The organism is Psychroflexus lacisalsi (assembly GCF_020164495.1).
In the GTDB taxonomy this organism is placed as follows: domain Bacteria; phylum Bacteroidota; class Bacteroidia; order Flavobacteriales; family Flavobacteriaceae; genus Psychroflexus; species Psychroflexus lacisalsi.
Map to the genome: position 1 here is coordinate 714,301 of NZ_JAIQYZ010000001.1, position 15,335 is coordinate 729,635.

15 protein-coding genes are annotated in these 15,335 nt (G+C 34.3%); 10 read left to right on the top strand and 5 right to left on the bottom strand.

Features of this window, described 5'->3' with window-relative positions:
* Window positions 1-25 precede the first annotated feature (25 nt).
* Window positions 26-871 carry a mechanosensitive ion channel family protein gene (locus LB449_RS03230; protein ID WP_343830088.1) on the top strand — a complete coding sequence of 282 codons (846 nt, stop codon included), beginning with the start codon at window positions 26-28 and terminating at the stop codon, window positions 869-871.
* Between the two features lies 1 nt (window position 872).
* Here LB449_RS03230 and LB449_RS03235 read toward each other — a convergent pair whose 3' ends face one another.
* Both LB449_RS03235 and LB449_RS03240 read right to left on the bottom strand, forming a co-directional pair.
* On the bottom strand, window positions 873-2,057 hold the full coding sequence (locus LB449_RS03235) for a pyridoxal phosphate-dependent aminotransferase (RefSeq protein ID WP_224453624.1): 1,185 nt from the start codon (window positions 2,055-2,057) through the stop codon (window positions 873-875).
* A gap of 12 nt (window positions 2,058-2,069) precedes the next feature.
* Window positions 2,070-3,164: a fatty acid desaturase family protein gene (locus tag LB449_RS03240; protein ID WP_224453625.1), complete on the bottom strand. Its 1,095-nt coding sequence runs from the start codon at window positions 3,162-3,164 to the stop codon at window positions 2,070-2,072.
* Between the two features lie 195 nt (window positions 3,165-3,359).
* Between LB449_RS03240 and rsmG the strand changes: the two genes are divergently transcribed.
* Window positions 3,360-3,989 carry a 16S rRNA (guanine(527)-N(7))-methyltransferase RsmG gene (gene rsmG / locus LB449_RS03245; protein WP_224453626.1) on the top strand — a complete coding sequence of 210 codons (630 nt, stop codon included), beginning with the start codon at window positions 3,360-3,362 and terminating at the stop codon, window positions 3,987-3,989.
* Window positions 3,990-4,053: 64 nt separating this feature from the next.
* Here the strand turns inward: rsmG and pruA are convergent, their stop codons facing one another.
* Both pruA and LB449_RS03255 read right to left on the bottom strand, forming a co-directional pair.
* Complete coding sequence (gene pruA / locus LB449_RS03250; RefSeq protein ID WP_224453627.1) at window positions 4,054-5,679, bottom strand: L-glutamate gamma-semialdehyde dehydrogenase; 1,626 nt, start codon at window positions 5,677-5,679, stop codon at window positions 4,054-4,056.
* A 99-nt stretch (window positions 5,680-5,778) separates the two neighbouring features.
* Window positions 5,779-7,068, bottom strand: a complete 1,290-nt coding sequence (locus LB449_RS03255; protein WP_224453628.1) for a type IX secretion system plug protein — start codon at window positions 7,066-7,068, stop codon at window positions 5,779-5,781.
* 106 nt (window positions 7,069-7,174) lie between these two features.
* On the opposite strand from LB449_RS03255, the gene LB449_RS03260 reads away from it, so the two are divergent.
* The 8 genes from LB449_RS03260 (at window position 7,175) to LB449_RS03295 (ending at window position 14,542) form a co-directional block, all read left to right on the top strand.
* Window positions 7,175-8,524 (top strand): Na(+)-translocating NADH-quinone reductase subunit A, encoded by a 1,350-nt coding sequence (locus tag LB449_RS03260; protein WP_224453629.1) that lies wholly within the window; start codon window positions 7,175-7,177, stop codon window positions 8,522-8,524.
* A 15-nt stretch (window positions 8,525-8,539) separates the two neighbouring features.
* Window positions 8,540-9,712 carry an NADH:ubiquinone reductase (Na(+)-transporting) subunit B gene (locus tag LB449_RS03265; protein ID WP_224453630.1) on the top strand — a complete coding sequence of 391 codons (1,173 nt, stop codon included), beginning with the start codon at window positions 8,540-8,542 and terminating at the stop codon, window positions 9,710-9,712.
* A 1-nt stretch (window position 9,713) separates the two neighbouring features.
* On the top strand, window positions 9,714-10,439 hold the full coding sequence (gene nqrC / locus LB449_RS03270; RefSeq protein ID WP_224453631.1) for an NADH:ubiquinone reductase (Na(+)-transporting) subunit C: 726 nt from the start codon (window positions 9,714-9,716) through the stop codon (window positions 10,437-10,439).
* Between the two features lie 2 nt (window positions 10,440-10,441).
* Window positions 10,442-11,191, top strand: coding sequence for an NADH:ubiquinone reductase (Na(+)-transporting) subunit D (locus LB449_RS03275; protein ID WP_224453632.1), 750 nt, complete (start codon window positions 10,442-10,444; stop codon window positions 11,189-11,191).
* 13 nt (window positions 11,192-11,204) lie between these two features.
* Entirely contained in the window at window positions 11,205-11,819 is a 615-nt protein-coding gene (gene nqrE, locus LB449_RS03280; protein ID WP_224453633.1) for an NADH:ubiquinone reductase (Na(+)-transporting) subunit E, read from the top strand.
* Between the two features lie 12 nt (window positions 11,820-11,831).
* Window positions 11,832-13,121, top strand: coding sequence for an NADH:ubiquinone reductase (Na(+)-transporting) subunit F (gene nqrF / locus LB449_RS03285; protein WP_224453634.1), 1,290 nt, complete (start codon window positions 11,832-11,834; stop codon window positions 13,119-13,121).
* A 63-nt stretch (window positions 13,122-13,184) separates the two neighbouring features.
* On the top strand, window positions 13,185-13,544 hold the full coding sequence (locus tag LB449_RS03290) for a Na(+)-translocating NADH-quinone reductase subunit F (RefSeq protein ID WP_224453635.1): 360 nt from the start codon (window positions 13,185-13,187) through the stop codon (window positions 13,542-13,544).
* Window positions 13,541-14,542 carry an FAD:protein FMN transferase gene (locus LB449_RS03295; protein ID WP_224453636.1) on the top strand — a complete coding sequence of 334 codons (1,002 nt, stop codon included), beginning with the start codon at window positions 13,541-13,543 and terminating at the stop codon, window positions 14,540-14,542. The genes LB449_RS03290 and LB449_RS03295 overlap by 4 nt, the downstream gene beginning before the upstream one ends.
* On the opposite strand, the gene LB449_RS03300 is transcribed toward LB449_RS03295, so the two are convergent.
* Window positions 14,539-15,309, bottom strand: coding sequence for a class I SAM-dependent methyltransferase (locus LB449_RS03300; protein ID WP_224453637.1), 771 nt, complete (start codon window positions 15,307-15,309; stop codon window positions 14,539-14,541). The genes LB449_RS03295 and LB449_RS03300 overlap by 4 nt on opposite strands.
* Between the last annotated feature and the right edge of the window lie 26 nt (window positions 15,310-15,335).

The window sequence follows — 15,335 nt, forward strand, 5'->3', positions numbered from 1 at the left end:
CTTATCCAAAAATATAATTCAGAATATGGATACATCATTTATTGACTCAATTAAGAGTTTTTTTAAAGAAACACTTGTGAGTTTAGGGCCTAAGCTTTTGTATTCGATAATAGTGTTTATACTGGGAATGCTCATCATTAAATTAATTATGAGACTCTTGAAAGCAACTTTAAAAAAATCAAAAGTTGAATTGTCCCTCAAGACCTTCGTAGAAAGTTTATCTGTTTTTATACTTTATGGGTTATTATTTACCCTTATCGGTTCTATTTTAGGAATAAAGGCAACGTCTTTCCTTGCTATTTTTGGAGCAGCAGGAATAGCTATAGGTCTTGCTCTTCAAGGAAGCCTTGCTAATTTTGCAGGTGGTGTTTTGATTTTAGTCTTCAAACCTTTTAAAGCCGGAGATTTAATTGCTGTTAATCAACATAAAGGGCATGTGGTGAAGGTTGACATTCTTTACACGAGAATTAAAACGTTCGATGGAAGAATTATAACAATGCCTAATGGTAATGTAGCAAATAGTGACGTTGATAACCGAACAATGGAACCTACTAGGCGAATAGATTTAGAACTGCGATTCACTTATAAAACCGATATTGATCAAATACGAGAGGTTGTTTTGAAAGCTTTGAAATCTCATAAGCAAATTGAGACCGATCCCGAGCCAGATGTTTGGTTGGAAGAATTTCTTGAATCTGAAATGCGTATTGTAGCAAGATGTTGGGTAGACTCACAATTATATTGGCCTGTGTTCTGGGAACAGATGGAATCTGTAAAGAAATCTCTTGACATAGCAGGCCTAGAAATATCAATGCCACAAAGGGTTGTTTACCAAGGAGGAGATTATATTATAAAAGAAAAAAATCAATAAGTTAACTTATTGATTTTTTGATTCTTTCCATGGCTTCTTTTATGTCAGATTCGCTAGCAGCATAGGATATTCTTATGCAATCTGGGTTTCCAAAAGCTTCTCCAGTGACTGTAGCAACATTAGCTACTTCCAATAAAAACATGGAGAAATCAGTTGCATTTTCAATAAGTTTCCCATTATAAGTCTTTCCAAAAAAGGAAGAAACGTTTGGAAATACGTAAAATGCTCCTTCAGGTTCATTGCACTCAAAACCTGGAATAGTTTCAATCAAATCTAGAATCAGCTTTCTTCTAGATTTGAATTTATCAATCATGTATTGTATTTTATCCAATGGTGCTTCAAGAGCTGTTATGACAGCACGCTGAGCTATACAGTTTGCACCACTTGTGACCTGGCCTTGTAATTTCTTACAAGCATTGGCTATTTTTTCCGGGGCTCCTATATAACCAATTCTCCAACCTGTCATCGCAAAAGCCTTTGAAACTCCATTAACGGTCACAGTTCTGTTGTACATTTCTGGAATTTCAGCCATAGAAAATCGTTCGTTCCCAAAATTGATATGCTCGTAGATTTCATCACTCACAATGATGATGTCAGGATGATCTTTAAGAACTTCAGCTAGTGCTTTCAATTCATCCTTAGAATAAACAGATCCACTGGGATTACAGGGTGAACTGTACCAAATCATTTTAGTTTTCGGGGTAATAGCGGATTTCAGCTGATCAGGAGTCATTTTAAAATCTTGATCTATATCTGTTTGAACTTCAACTGGAATACCTCCATTTAATTTGACAATATCACTGTAGCTTACCCAGTAAGGACAAGGTAGTATAACTTCATCTCCCTTATTCAATAAAACAGAAGCAACATTGTACAACGATTGTTTAGCCCCTGTAGAAACGACTATTTGATTCAATCCATAATCAAGATTATTGTCCCTTTTAAATTTTCCTTTAATAGCTTTTTTTAGATCTTCATAACCATCTACAGGGGTATATGAATTATAATTATCATTAATAGCTTTTATGGCCGATTCCTTTATGAAATCTGGAGTATTGAAATCTGGTTCGCCAAGACTAAGGCCTATGATATCTTTACCTTCGGCTTTTAATTCTCTGGCTTTTGCTGCCATAGCCAAAGTTGCAGAGGTTTCAAGTTTTTGAATTTTATCGGATAGTTGGATCATGTAATTTTTAAATTATGATAATTGTGGCTCACTTCCAAGCATGCGTAGATGTCTAAAGTGCGATTTTATAGCTTCTCTTGTTGATTCATACTCATTATAAGGGAGGTCGAATTCTTTGGCCGTTTCTTTAACAATCTTGCTTATTTTATCATAGTGAATGTGACTGATATTCGGAAATATGTGATGTTCTACTTGATGATTCAAACCACCACTAAACCAACTCATTAATTTGTTGTTTGTTGCAAAATTCGCAGTTGTGAATAATTGGTGAATTGCCCATGTATTTTTCATTTCTCCAACTTCATTTGGCATTGGCATATCGTTTTCTTCAACCATGTGTGCTAATTGAAATATGATGCTCAAAATCAAACCAGCAGTATAATGCATGATGAAAAAACCTAAGAGAACTTTCCACCATACAATTCCAATTAATATAGGAATGACAATCCAAATAGAAAGATATAAAGCTTTAGTAACAGCCAATAAGATCCATTGCTTCCATTTGCTAGGCATTTTTCCGTAGGAAAGTTGACGCTTCAGATAACTCCTTGTTTGTTTAAAATCTGATGTAAGTGACCAGTTGAAAGTCAATAATCCATAAAGAAAAACAGAATAAATATGCTGAAACTTATGGAAACGTTTCCACTTAGCATGTTTTGAAAATCTAATAATTCCTCCAGCGTCTATATCTTCGTCATGGCCATGAATGTTGGTGTAAGTATGGTGAAGCACATTATGTTGGACTTGCCAGTTGTAAACATTACCTGCCAAAATATAAATGGAACTTCCCATAAATTTATTAACCCATTTCTTTTTAGAGTAAGTGCCATGATTTCCATCATGCATGACATTCATACCTACTCCGGCCATTCCAACTCCCATCAACATGGTAAATAGTAATTTCCACCAACCGGAAACGTCTAAAAATAGAATTAAGAAATATGGGGTTAAAAATAAACTGAACATAAAAATTGTCTTAAGGTGCAATTTCCAGTTACCAGTTTTCTTGACTCCGTTTTCATTAAAGTAGTTATTTACTCTTTTGTTAAGTGTCTTAAAGAATTTCTGAGGATCTTTTCTCGAGAATTTAATTGTTGGATTTGTCATCGTAAAAGTTATGTATAACAAATATAAAAATTTATATATATCGGTGCTTTGGATGAACACTAATTGTGTTCGATTTAGGGAAGTTTAATTGTCCAAATCTTTTTTGTTGTCGCAATTTGATTAAAAATAATCAAGTTGCATTTTGATTCATTTGATGATAATAACTGCTATTTTCGCGCTAGAAAATTCAAAACAGTGGAATTAATAAAACATTACTTTGCCGATATTGATGAATCACAAATAAAGCAATTTGAAAAAATAGCAGAAGTTTACAAGGATTGGAATCAAAAAATTAATGTCGTCTCCAGGAAAGATATTGATGAAATTTATATACGCCATGTGCTACATAGCCTTGGTATTGCAAAAGTTCAAAGTTTTTTGCCTGGATCTAAGGTTTTGGATGTTGGTACCGGAGGAGGTTTTCCAGGTATCCCCCTAGCTATTTTGTTTCCTGAAACTCAGTTTACCTTGGTGGATAGTATAGGAAAGAAAATAAAAGTTGTGGAAGAAGTGGTTGACGCATTGGAACTTAAAAATGTAACGGCCATTAACGATCGTGTTGAAAATATATCTGGTGAATTTGATTTTATAGTCAGTAGGGCAGTAGCTGTTATGCCAAGTTTTGTTCACTGGGTAAAAGGTAAAATTGCTAAGGAATCCAAGCATGATCGAAAAAATGGAATTCTATATTTAAAAGGTGGTGATTTATCTGAAGAGCTTCAGCCTTATCGTACAGTAGAAGTTTTTGAATTGCCTACATTTTATAAAGAAGACTTTTTTGATACCAAGAAAGTGGTATACCTCCCTATGAAGTATAGAGGATAATATGGATCATAAAAAAATCCCTTAATCATATATGATTAAGGGATTTAACTTTAATTGAAAATAATTATCCCATATGAGGATATTTGTAATCTGTTGCAGGAACAAAAGTCTCTTTTATCAATCTTGGTGAAGACCACCTTAATAAGTTAAACTTAGATCCAGCTTTATCATTGGTACCACTGTTTCTGGCGCCTCCAAATGGCTGACGACCTACTACAGCTCCTGTACACTTGTCATTAATGTAGAAATTACCTGCAGAATTTTGCAGAATGTCAGTTGCAACTGAAGCTGCATAACGATCTGTCGAAATAATAGAACCTGTTAATCCATACTGGCTCGTGTTATCAACTACATGAAGTGTCTCTTCAAATTTATCGTCATCATAAACATAAAGTGTCAACACCGGACCGAATAATTCTTCGACCATGGTTTCATACTGTGGATTGGTAGTCACGATAACAGTTGGTTCTACGAAATAACCTTTAGACTTATCGCATTTGCCTCCAACAATGATTTCTGCTTCATCACTTTTCTTAGCTCTTTCAATAAAACTGGATAATTTGTCGAAAGATTGTTCGTGAATAACAGCACCCATGAAATTACCAAAATCACCTGTAGGTCCCATTTTGATTGACTTTACGTCTTTTACTAAACGTTCTTTTACATTTGGCCATAAGCTACTTGAAACATAAGACCTTGAAGCTGCACTACATTTTTGTCCTTGAAATTCAAAAGCTCCTCTCAGTAATGCTGTTGCAACAACTTGCGCATCAGCAGACTTATGTGCAACAATAAAATCTTTTCCGCCAGTTTCTCCAACTATTCTTGGGTAAGTATTATAATTATGGATGTTTTCACCGATTTTAGCCCAAATGCCTTTAAATACATTTGTACTCCCAGTGAAATGGATTCCAGCAAATTCTTTTCTTGCTAGAATCTTGTCAGTAATCATTACTGGGTCTCCTATAATCATGTTTATGACACCATCAGGTAGACCTGCTTCTTTAAATACTTCCATAATCACTTGAGCTGATAGCATCTGACTATCGCTAGGTTTCCAGACAGCAACATTTCCCATTAAAGCAGCGCTAGATGGTAAATTACCAGCAATAGCTGTAAAATTGAAAGGAGTAATAGCGTATACAAATCCCTCAAGAGGTCTATGTTCTAATCTGTTCCATTCGTTATCAGCAGATTCAGGTTGTTCTCTGTAAATTTCTGACATGTATTCAACGTTGAATCTTAGGAAATCACAGATTTCACAGGCAGAATCAATTTCAGCTTGAAAAACAGTTTTAGATTGACCAATCATAGTTGTTGCGTTCATTCTATCTCTGTAGGGTCCAGCGATAAGATCTGCAGCTTTTAGAAAAACAGCAGCTCTTTGCTCCCATGGTAACTTTGCCCATTCTTTTCTGGCTTCCAAAGCAGTATCAATAGCTTTGTCTACATGTTCTTCTTCGGCATTATGATAAACTCCAACTTCATGTTGATGATCGTGTGGTGGTCTAATGCTTTTAGTTTTTCCTGATTTTATTTCTTCCTTACCTATATATAGAGGAACTTCTGCCTTTTCACTATATATTTTCTTATACATCTTTTCAATAGATTCTCTTTCAGGAGAACCTGGTGCATAAGTTTTTATTGGTTCGTTTATAGCGGTTGGCACTTGAAAATAACCTTTTCCCATAATTTTAATATTATTTTTTTGGTTTATGTAAATATAAAGCTAATAAATCATTTTTAAAATTCGAGGTGATAAGCTTTTATTAATACTTGTTAAGAAGCCTTAATTAATGATGTTTTCACTATTTCCAAAACCTGTACCTATGACTCTGTCAAATCTTGCTCCTATATCGCGATAGTAAACTATGACCTGATAATCATTTTCTGTAACGTCGTGGTTTCCGCTAATGAAACCTTCTTTGAAATTTCCGTTTTTATCGAGAAAAACATACTTATAATTATAGAAGCCTTGTTTTAATAATAGTTCGTTTGTCAAAATATTTGGTTGTGACTCAAGAGGTTTCATCAACGTACTATCATCTAAAACGTAGTTGTTGAATCTTCCGTAAAGATGAATCTCACCATTTTCCAGGTCTTTTGAATTTTGTAAAGTAAAATGGACCTTGGCATACTCAGATTCAATATCAATATCATCACCTTGAATCGTATTAATTCTGAAAGCCCCGTTTATATCAGGATAAAACGTATAAACATTTCCCGCTCTTAAAAAATTAGGATACAAAAATGAGTTATATAAATCGTCGAGTTCCACGCGCTCTATTCTAAGTGTACCTTGTCTTATGTCTTTGTTATCGAAGTTGAAATATTCATTGCCTCCCCAAAAAGAGGATTCTTCATCGTATCTATATATAAGTCTGTTCCCTTGAGTGAACTGAGGTTTTAAATCGTAAATAGCTGTATTAAAATCATTGTTTTGAACAACAACAGTGTTGACAGTTTGTTCGGGATTTCTGAAAATAAAATCATCTCTTCCTACTTCAAAATTTACAACTTGTTTTTTATCTAAGTAAGTAAGATTTCTTGATCTTCTTATTATGATATCGACATTAACCAGATTTTCAAAGACAATAAATTTTCTTGAGAACAACAGTTCTTTATTGGAATTGAAGATCTTGAGCATATAATTACCACTTACTTTCAAGCCCCGTGTGTTTTCATTTGGAAAACTCAGTTCATAATGTGTATATGGCTGAAGCGTTGTGAATGAATTTACAAAATTGAATAATCTGATATTATCAAATCCTTCCAGATATTCGTTTTTGGAAAGTTTGGAAGGAGTCCAGTCAAAATTGTAATGCTCGATTTCATAGTAATAATCATTTTCAGCTGCAGTCAAATCATCAAATTTGAGATTTAAGGTCTCATTAATTGATATGATTGGTGTGCCACTAAACTCATCAGAAGATCCAAAGAATTCTATGGTTTTGATGAAATCTGGAGGTAAAGTCTCGTAAACCTCCTGACCTTTTATTGAAGAACTTGTAAAAGTTATTAAAATAAGGAGGATAAACTTTTTAATAATATTGTTAAGCCTTATATTTATTAAGCTCATTTAATTGTTTAGATTAATTATAAATAATAGAACTATAAGATTTGTTTGCTTTAGGAATGTAAGTTAAATTATTAAATTTGCAAACCAAATAAAATTTTATTTAAAGATGCCCATAGACGTAAAAATTAAAAAGGGTTTAAAGCTAAATCTAAAAGGTGAAGCCAAAAATTCAATTGAACAAGCACAGAAATCAAAAACTGTTGCTTTAAGACCTTCAAATTTTCACTCTTTGGTACCAAAGTTGGTTTTAAAGGAAGGTGCTAAGATAAAAGCAGGAGATGAAGTTTTTTTCTCAAAATACTCTGATAAGACAAGGGTTGTTTCTCCTGTGAGTGGTGTTCTTAAAGAAATTAAGCGTGGAGCAAAGAGGAAAATTTTAGAAGTTATCATCGAAGCAGATGACTATATAGAATATAAAGATTTTGGATCAATGAATCCTTTGGAGTCTGAGTCTTCATTGGTTAAAGAAAGAATTTTTTCAACTGGTTTAGGGATTTTTCTGAACCAAAGACCGTATAATATTCCAGCTGATGCTGATGATACTCCCAAAGCTATTTACATATCAGCATATGATACAGCTCCTTTATCTGCGTCTCATGAGTTGGTTTTAAAGGATAAAGCTGAATATTTTCAGAACGGTATCAATGCGCTTACAAAATTAACAGGAGGTAAGGTTTACTTAGGAGTAGATAAACAGTCAGCAACTTTCCTGAAAGATGTTCAAAATGTTGAACTAATTACAATATCAGGACCACATCCTGCTGGTAATGTAGGAACGTTAATCCACGAAACTGAACCGATGAATAGAGGTGAGCGTGTTTGGACCATCAATCCTGAAGATGTTGCGATCATTGGTGAGCAGTTTAAAACTGGAAAATACAATGCTGAAAGAACAGTTGTAGTAACTGGATCTGCTGCCCATGAAAATAATAGAAAATATTTTAAAACCATTATTGGTTCTGAAGTTAAATCATTCTTGACTGATTTTGAAGATAACTCAAGAATAATTAGTGGTAATGTATTGACAGGTGAAAAGATTGAAAGCGATGGCTATATTAATTTTTTTTCCAATACGCTTACTGTGATTCCAGAAGGAAATGAATACAGAATGTTTGGTTGGGTGCCTTTTAAAGACAATGATATCCACTCCGCATCAAAAACTTCCTTGTCTTGGTTGTTTCCAAACAAAAAGTATGATGTAAATACAAATCTAAACGGAGAAGAGAGAGCGCTTGTAGTGACAGGCGAAATGGAAGAAATGATGCCAATGGATATTCTGCCTATGCAACTTTTAAAAGCTTGTATGGCTGGAGATATAGAGAAAATGGAGAATTTAGGAATCTATGAAGTAGTGCCAGAAGATTTCGCGCTAGTAGAATATACAAATACATCTAAAATCGAAGCGCAAGAAATTATACGCAATGGTTTAGATTTAATGATAACTGAAGTAGGATAAATTTATATAATAACTATGAATTGGATTAGACAGAAAATTGATCAAATTAAAGAGCCTTTTGAGCCAGGTAATAAATTAGAAAAATATCGTCCAGCAATTAATGCGCTTGACACTTTCTTATTTGTACCTGATCATACAACTAAAAAAGGGGCACACATTAGAGATGCGGTAGATTTGAAGAGGACGATGATAACAGTTGTGCTAGCTTTAATACCTGCATTAATTTTTGGAATGTGGAACGCTGGTTACCAACATTACACTCAGCTAGGTGAAAATCCAGCATTTCTTGAAGCATTTTTACATGGAGCTTATAAAATAGTTCCAATGATTGTAGTATCCTATGCCGTAGGTTTAGGATTAGAATTCGCTTTTGCAATAATGAGAGGACATGAAGTTAATGAAGGATACTTAGTTACTGGATTGCTTATCCCAATGATTATGCCGGTTGACATTCCATTGTGGATGGTTGCATTGTCAGTTATATTTGCAGTCTTGATTGGCAAGGAAGCCTTTGGAGGAACTGGAATGAATATCTTGAATCCTGCCTTAACAGCAAGAGCTTTTGCTTTCTTTGCCTACCCTACTTATATGTCTGGAAACAAAATATGGGTCAGTGAGGCTTCAAATGTGGATAGCATTTCCGGTGAAACTATATTGGGTTCTCTTGCTGCAAATAAAGAAGTGACCTATAACGCTGCAGAAATGTTCACGGGAATTATACCGGGTTCTATTTCAGAAACATCAACGCTTTGTATTGTTGCTGGTGCTTTAATTTTAATTTTAACTAAAGTTGCTGATTGGAGAATTATCTTAAGTGGTGTAATTGGTGCTGCGGCGATGGGATTACTTTTAAACGCTTTACCATCAATGGGTGTAGAAGGAAATGGTTTGACAAATTTCCCATGGTACAATCACTTAATAGTTGGCGGATTTGCTTTTGGAATCGTTTTCATGGCAACAGATCCTGTAAGCGCTGCCCAGACTATGAAAGGTAAATGGATTTATGGCGTTCTAATAGGTTTAACAGCTATTTTAATTAGAACATTGAATCCTGCTTATCCAGAAGGGATTATGTTATCAATATTGTTGTTGAATGTCTTTGCACCGACAATCGACCACTATGTAATTGAAGGTAACATCAAGAAAAGAAAGAAACGTTTAGACATGAAATCAGTTAAAACAGCATAACATGAATAAAAATAGTAACGCATACACATTTATTTTTGCAATTGCGATGGTTGTAATTGTTGCTGTGACATTATCATTCACATCAACAACACTAAGTCCGCTTCAAAAAGAAAATGTTCGTAAAGAGAAAATGCAAAGTATATTATCTACTGTAGGTATTGAAACAGATAGAGAAAATGCTGAAACACTATTCAATAAGCACATTACTCAGCAAATCACTTTAGATTATGAAGGTGAAGAAAAAGAAGATGTAGATGCTTTTGAAGTTGATTTAGCGAAAGAACTTTCAAAGCCAATTGAAGAGCAATCTTTTCCAATATATTTGGCAAATTATGATAATTCAGATTATTACATCGCTCCTATGAGAGGTAATGGATTATGGGATGCAATTTGGGGGTACATCGCTCTAAAAGACGATGCAAACACTATAAAAGGAGTCATTTTTGACCATAAAGGAGAAACTGCTGGTCTAGGAGCAGAGATTACTACTGATTGGTTTCAACAACGCTTCGTAGATGAAAAGATTTTTGATAACAACGGAGAATTAGTTGGTGTAAGTGTTGTAAAGGGATATAGTGGTGGAAATGATAAAGATGATAATAAAGTAGATTCTATTTCTGGTGCGACTATTACTGGTGATGGTGTAACAGAAATGATCGAGAAAAGGTTGAAAAATTATTTACCTTTCTTTAAGAAGCGTCAGGAAATTAAAGTTGTAACAAGATAATTATGAGCTTAGAAACAAATCAAAAGCCTCAAACAGAAGAAGAAAAAAAGAAAAGCGAGATGTTACTTTTCTTATCAAGTTCTGAGGAAAAAGAACATTTCTTATCAAAGGCTAATCGAAAGATATTAAAGGATCCGTTGGATGACAATAATCCTATAACTGTTCAAGTTTTAGGTATTTGTTCAGCCTTAGCAATTACAGTTCAGCTTAAGCCAGCTATTGTGATGTCGCTTGCTGTTGTCTTTGTAATGGCATTTAGTAATGTTATTATTTCACTTCTTAGGAATTCAATTCCAAGTAGAATTAGAATTATAGTTCAGTTAGTTGTTGTTGCCTCTATGGTAATTTTAGTTGATCAAATTTTGAAAGCTTACGCATTTGATGTTAGTAAACAACTTTCTATATTCATTGGTCTGATTATTACAAATTGTATTATCATGGGTAGATTGGAAGCATTTGCTCTGGGTAATGGAGTTTATAAATCCTTTTTGGATGGTATCGGTAATGCGGCAGGATATGGACTTATTCTTATTATAGTTGCTTTCTTTAGAGAACTATTCGGTTCAGGTAAGTTACTTGGCTATGAAGTCTTAGGTCACAAAGGTGTTACCATGGCAGAATCAACTGGTTTATATGCTTTAGGGTATGAGGATAATGGATTTTTCTTATTATCGCCAATGGCACTTATAGTAGTCGGAGTTCTTATTTGGATACAAAGAGCTAGAAATAGAAAATTAATTGAAGAAAATTAAATAAACCTCATAGATGGATTTAGTAAACTTATTTGTTAAAAGTATTTTCATAGAAAATATGATTTTTGCCTATTTCTTAGGCATGTGCTCTTACTTAGCTGTTTCAAAAACAGTAAAAACAGCGGTTGGACTTGGTGCTGCTGTTATATTTGTACTACTTATTACAGTGCCTGTCAATTATCTTTTAGATAATTACCTGCTGCAATCTGGAGCACTAAGCTGGTTAGGCCCAGGATTCGCCGACGTAGATTTGAGCTTTCTCAGCTTTATCATGTTTATAGCTGTAATTGCATCAATGGTTCAGCTTGTAGAGATGATAGTTGAAAAATATGCACCAGCTCTTTACGGGTCACTAGGTATTTTTTTACCGCTTATTGCTGTAAACTGTGCTATTTTAGGCGGATCATTATTTATGCAGCAAAAAGATTTTAGTGGTATTGAAGGTGCAGCAGTCTATGGCTTAGGTAGTGGTATAGGTTGGTTTTTGGCTATTCTAGCTATTGCTGCGATTAGAGAGAAAATAGCTTATTCTAATGTTCCAGCTCCTTTGAAAGGGCTTGGAATAACATTCATCATTACAGGATTGATGGCGATTGGATTTATGAGTTTTATGGGAATTAAATTATAAACACAGAGGATTATGACAGTTATATTAGCGAGTGTTGCAGTATTCTTAACTTTAATTTTATTGTTGGTAGTAATTTTACTTACAGCAAAATCAAAATTATCGCCTTCGGGTCCAGTTAAGATTAATGTAAATGGTGAGGAAGACTTAGAAGTTGGATCAGGTTCAACCCTATTAAATACATTAAGTGATAACAAATTATTTTTGCCTTCAGCTTGTGGAGGTGGTGGTACTTGTATCCAGTGTAAATGTATCGTAACAGAGGGTGGTGGCTCAATTTTACCAACTGAAGAACCTCACTTTTCAAGAAAAGAAATTGCCGAAGGATGGAGATTAGGATGTCAGGTTAAAGTAAAACAAGACATGAAAATCGAAATACCAGAAGAAGTTTTTGGTATAAAAAAATGGGAAGCTACTGTAGCTTCAAATTATAATGTAGCCTCATTTATTAAGGAGTTTATTGTCGAGATTCCTGAAGATATGGACTACAGGGCTGGTGGTTACATCCAAATTGAAGTACCTCCTTGTGAAGTAAAATTTGAGGATATGGATATCACAGCTCATCCAGAAGAACATCCTGATGAAAAAGATAAATTTAAAGCTGAGTGGGATACATTTAAATTGTGGCCATTAGTGATGAAAAATCCTGAAACTGTTGAAAGAGCATATTCTATGGCTTCTTATCCTGCAGAAGGAAAGCGTGTAATGCTAAACGTTCGTATAGCAACTCCACCGTTTGATAAATCTAAAGGTGACTGGATGGATGTGAATCCTGGTGTTGCATCTTCATATATATTTGGTTGTAAAGCAGGTGATAAGGTTACTATTTCAGGTCCTTATGGTGAATTTTTTATCAACGAAAGCGAAGCCGAAATGCTATATGTCGGTGGTGGTGCTGGAATGGCTCCTATGCGTTCTCATTTATACCATCTTTTCAGAACTTTAAAGACGGGAAGAAAAGTTACATTTTGGTATGGAGGTCGTTCTAAACGTGAATTATTTTATACTGAACACTTTAGAGCCTTGGAAAGAGATTTTCCTAACTTTAAATTTTACCTAGCTCTATCCGAGCCACAGGAAGAAGATAATTGGAAAGTTAAAGATGGTTTAGATGGTGAAGGCGATGGTTTTGTTGGTTTTATTCACCAATGTGTTATCGATAATTATTTAAGTCATCATGAAGAACCAGAAGACATTGAATTATATTTTTGCGGACCTCCTTTGATGAACCAAGCAGTTCAAAAAATGGGCGAAGACTTTGGAATGGCCGACGAAAATATCAGATTTGATGACTTCGGAGGATAATCTTTAATTTACCATACGAAACCCAAACATTAAATCTGTTTGGGTTTTTTTATATCTTTTAAAATGGGATTACTTACAGAACAACAATTGCATAATCTTGCCATGAATGTTGTTGGTAAAGACTTAGAAGATTTGGGATACGAGTTTTTAGCTGTTAACAGCAAAAAATCTAAAAACCCTCAGTTTGTAGCTACAAAAGCTAAAAAAATGGTATTTGTAGTTGTAAGAGCTGTTACATATCCTGATAATCCAGTTATATATAACGAAGAGCTTTTGCAGAAGGTTTCTAAACATGCAACCAGTTTTGAGGCTAAAACTTTTTATGCTGGTGTAGGAATTGCAAATTCCATTAGTTACGAATTGCCTGTAGATTCAGAAGAAGATTACGTTTTGAACTATTCAGGTTTAATTGAAATCAAATGAAGCATATCCTGTTATTTTTAAGTTTTTTAGTTTTAATCTCATGTAATGATTTAGCTGAAGTCAAAACGCTACAAGGAAATGCTCTAGGCACTACTTATTCGATTAAATACTTTTCTGATGAGACCATTCGACCTTTAGAAATTGATTCCATACTAAAGGTGATAAACTCTTCGATGAGCACTTATGTTGAGGATTCCGACATTTCTAAAATTAATTCCGGTGACACTACAATTGTAGTTGATACCCATTTCAAAAAAGTTTATAAAGCTTCTCAACGCATTTATAAAGCCACAAATGGATATTTCGATCCAAGTGTAGGAGTACTTGTCAATGCTTATGGTTTTGGACCTGGAGGGTATTCAGATATTGTCACAGATGAAGAATTTGACTCTCTTCATCAGTTGATTGGTTTTGATAAAATCCAATTAACAGCCGACTCCAAAATAACTTTTGATTCTTCAATCTCCTACATAGATTTCAATGCAATAGCCAAGGGCTATACGGTAGATGTCTTTGCTGATTTCATCCAGTCTAAAGGGGTAGAAAATTTTCTTGTTGAAATAGGAGGGGAAGTTTCAGTTATGGGTCAAAATTTGAATAACCAAAGTCCATGGAAAATAGGGATCGAAATGCCCTTAGAAGGCGGTTCAAGGGAATTGGAATATGGTGTTAACCTTTACAATCAATCTCTAGCAACTTCTGGGAATTACAGGAAATTTCGAATAGATTCAACGACTGGTCAAAAATATGTCCACACTATTAATCCCAAAACTGGTAAGTCCCAAAAATCCGATGTTTTATCAGCATCAGTCATTGCCGATTCTTGTACAGATGCAGATGCATTTGCTACTGCTTTTATGGCGATGGGATTTGTGGAGTCTAAAAAATTTCTGGAAACTAATGAAAGGTTGAAGGTGATTCTAATCTACTCTGATCAGAATGGAAACCAAAAGACATTTATCTCTGAAGACCTTCAAGATTCAGTAGAAAAATTTTAAATAGGTTTAAAGCAAACCGGTATTATTTCTCCTTTTTGAAGACGATAATAGTCAATTTGCGATTCATTTAATTCCGAAGTGAGATCGACTTCTTCGACTTTAAAACCTATTGATCTTAATTTTTCGAAATAATCTTTACCATAAATCCTAAGGTGATCATACTGGCCAAAAATTTTGGCTCGTTCTTTAGGATCCTTTATCGTATTATCCTCAAAAGTTTTTTCTCTATTGAGATCTTGTGGAATTTGAAGTATAGCCAGACCGCCCGGTTTAAGAACTCTGTATAGCTCTTGCATAGCTTTTGTGTCATTTTTTATATGCTCCAGAACATGATTGCATATAATGGTGTCAAACATGTCATCCCCAAAAGGTAAATTACATATATCAGCTTTTACATCTGCAATTGGAGAGTTCAAATCTGTAGTGGTATAATCTAGGTTGGACAAACTTTTAAATCGTTTGTAAAATGCCTGTTCGGGTGCAAAGTGAAGGACTTTATGTTTGCTTGTGAAAAAATCTGTTTTTTTTTGAAGGTAAAGCCATAATAAGCGATGTCTTTCTAGTGATAACGTAGATGGACTCAAGACATTAGCTCTTTTTTTCTCATACCCATAAGGCAAGAATTTTGAAAATGTTTTTCCATCAATTGGATCTTTAAATTTATCTCCTCGATAAATTAGAACCAATAAAGGTTTTAAAAATAGACTCACTCGTATTAGGAAGGGTCTAGGAAACATATTCAAGATGACTTGAAAGGGCTTTTTCAAAATGATTTAGTAAAGGGTTATTTTTT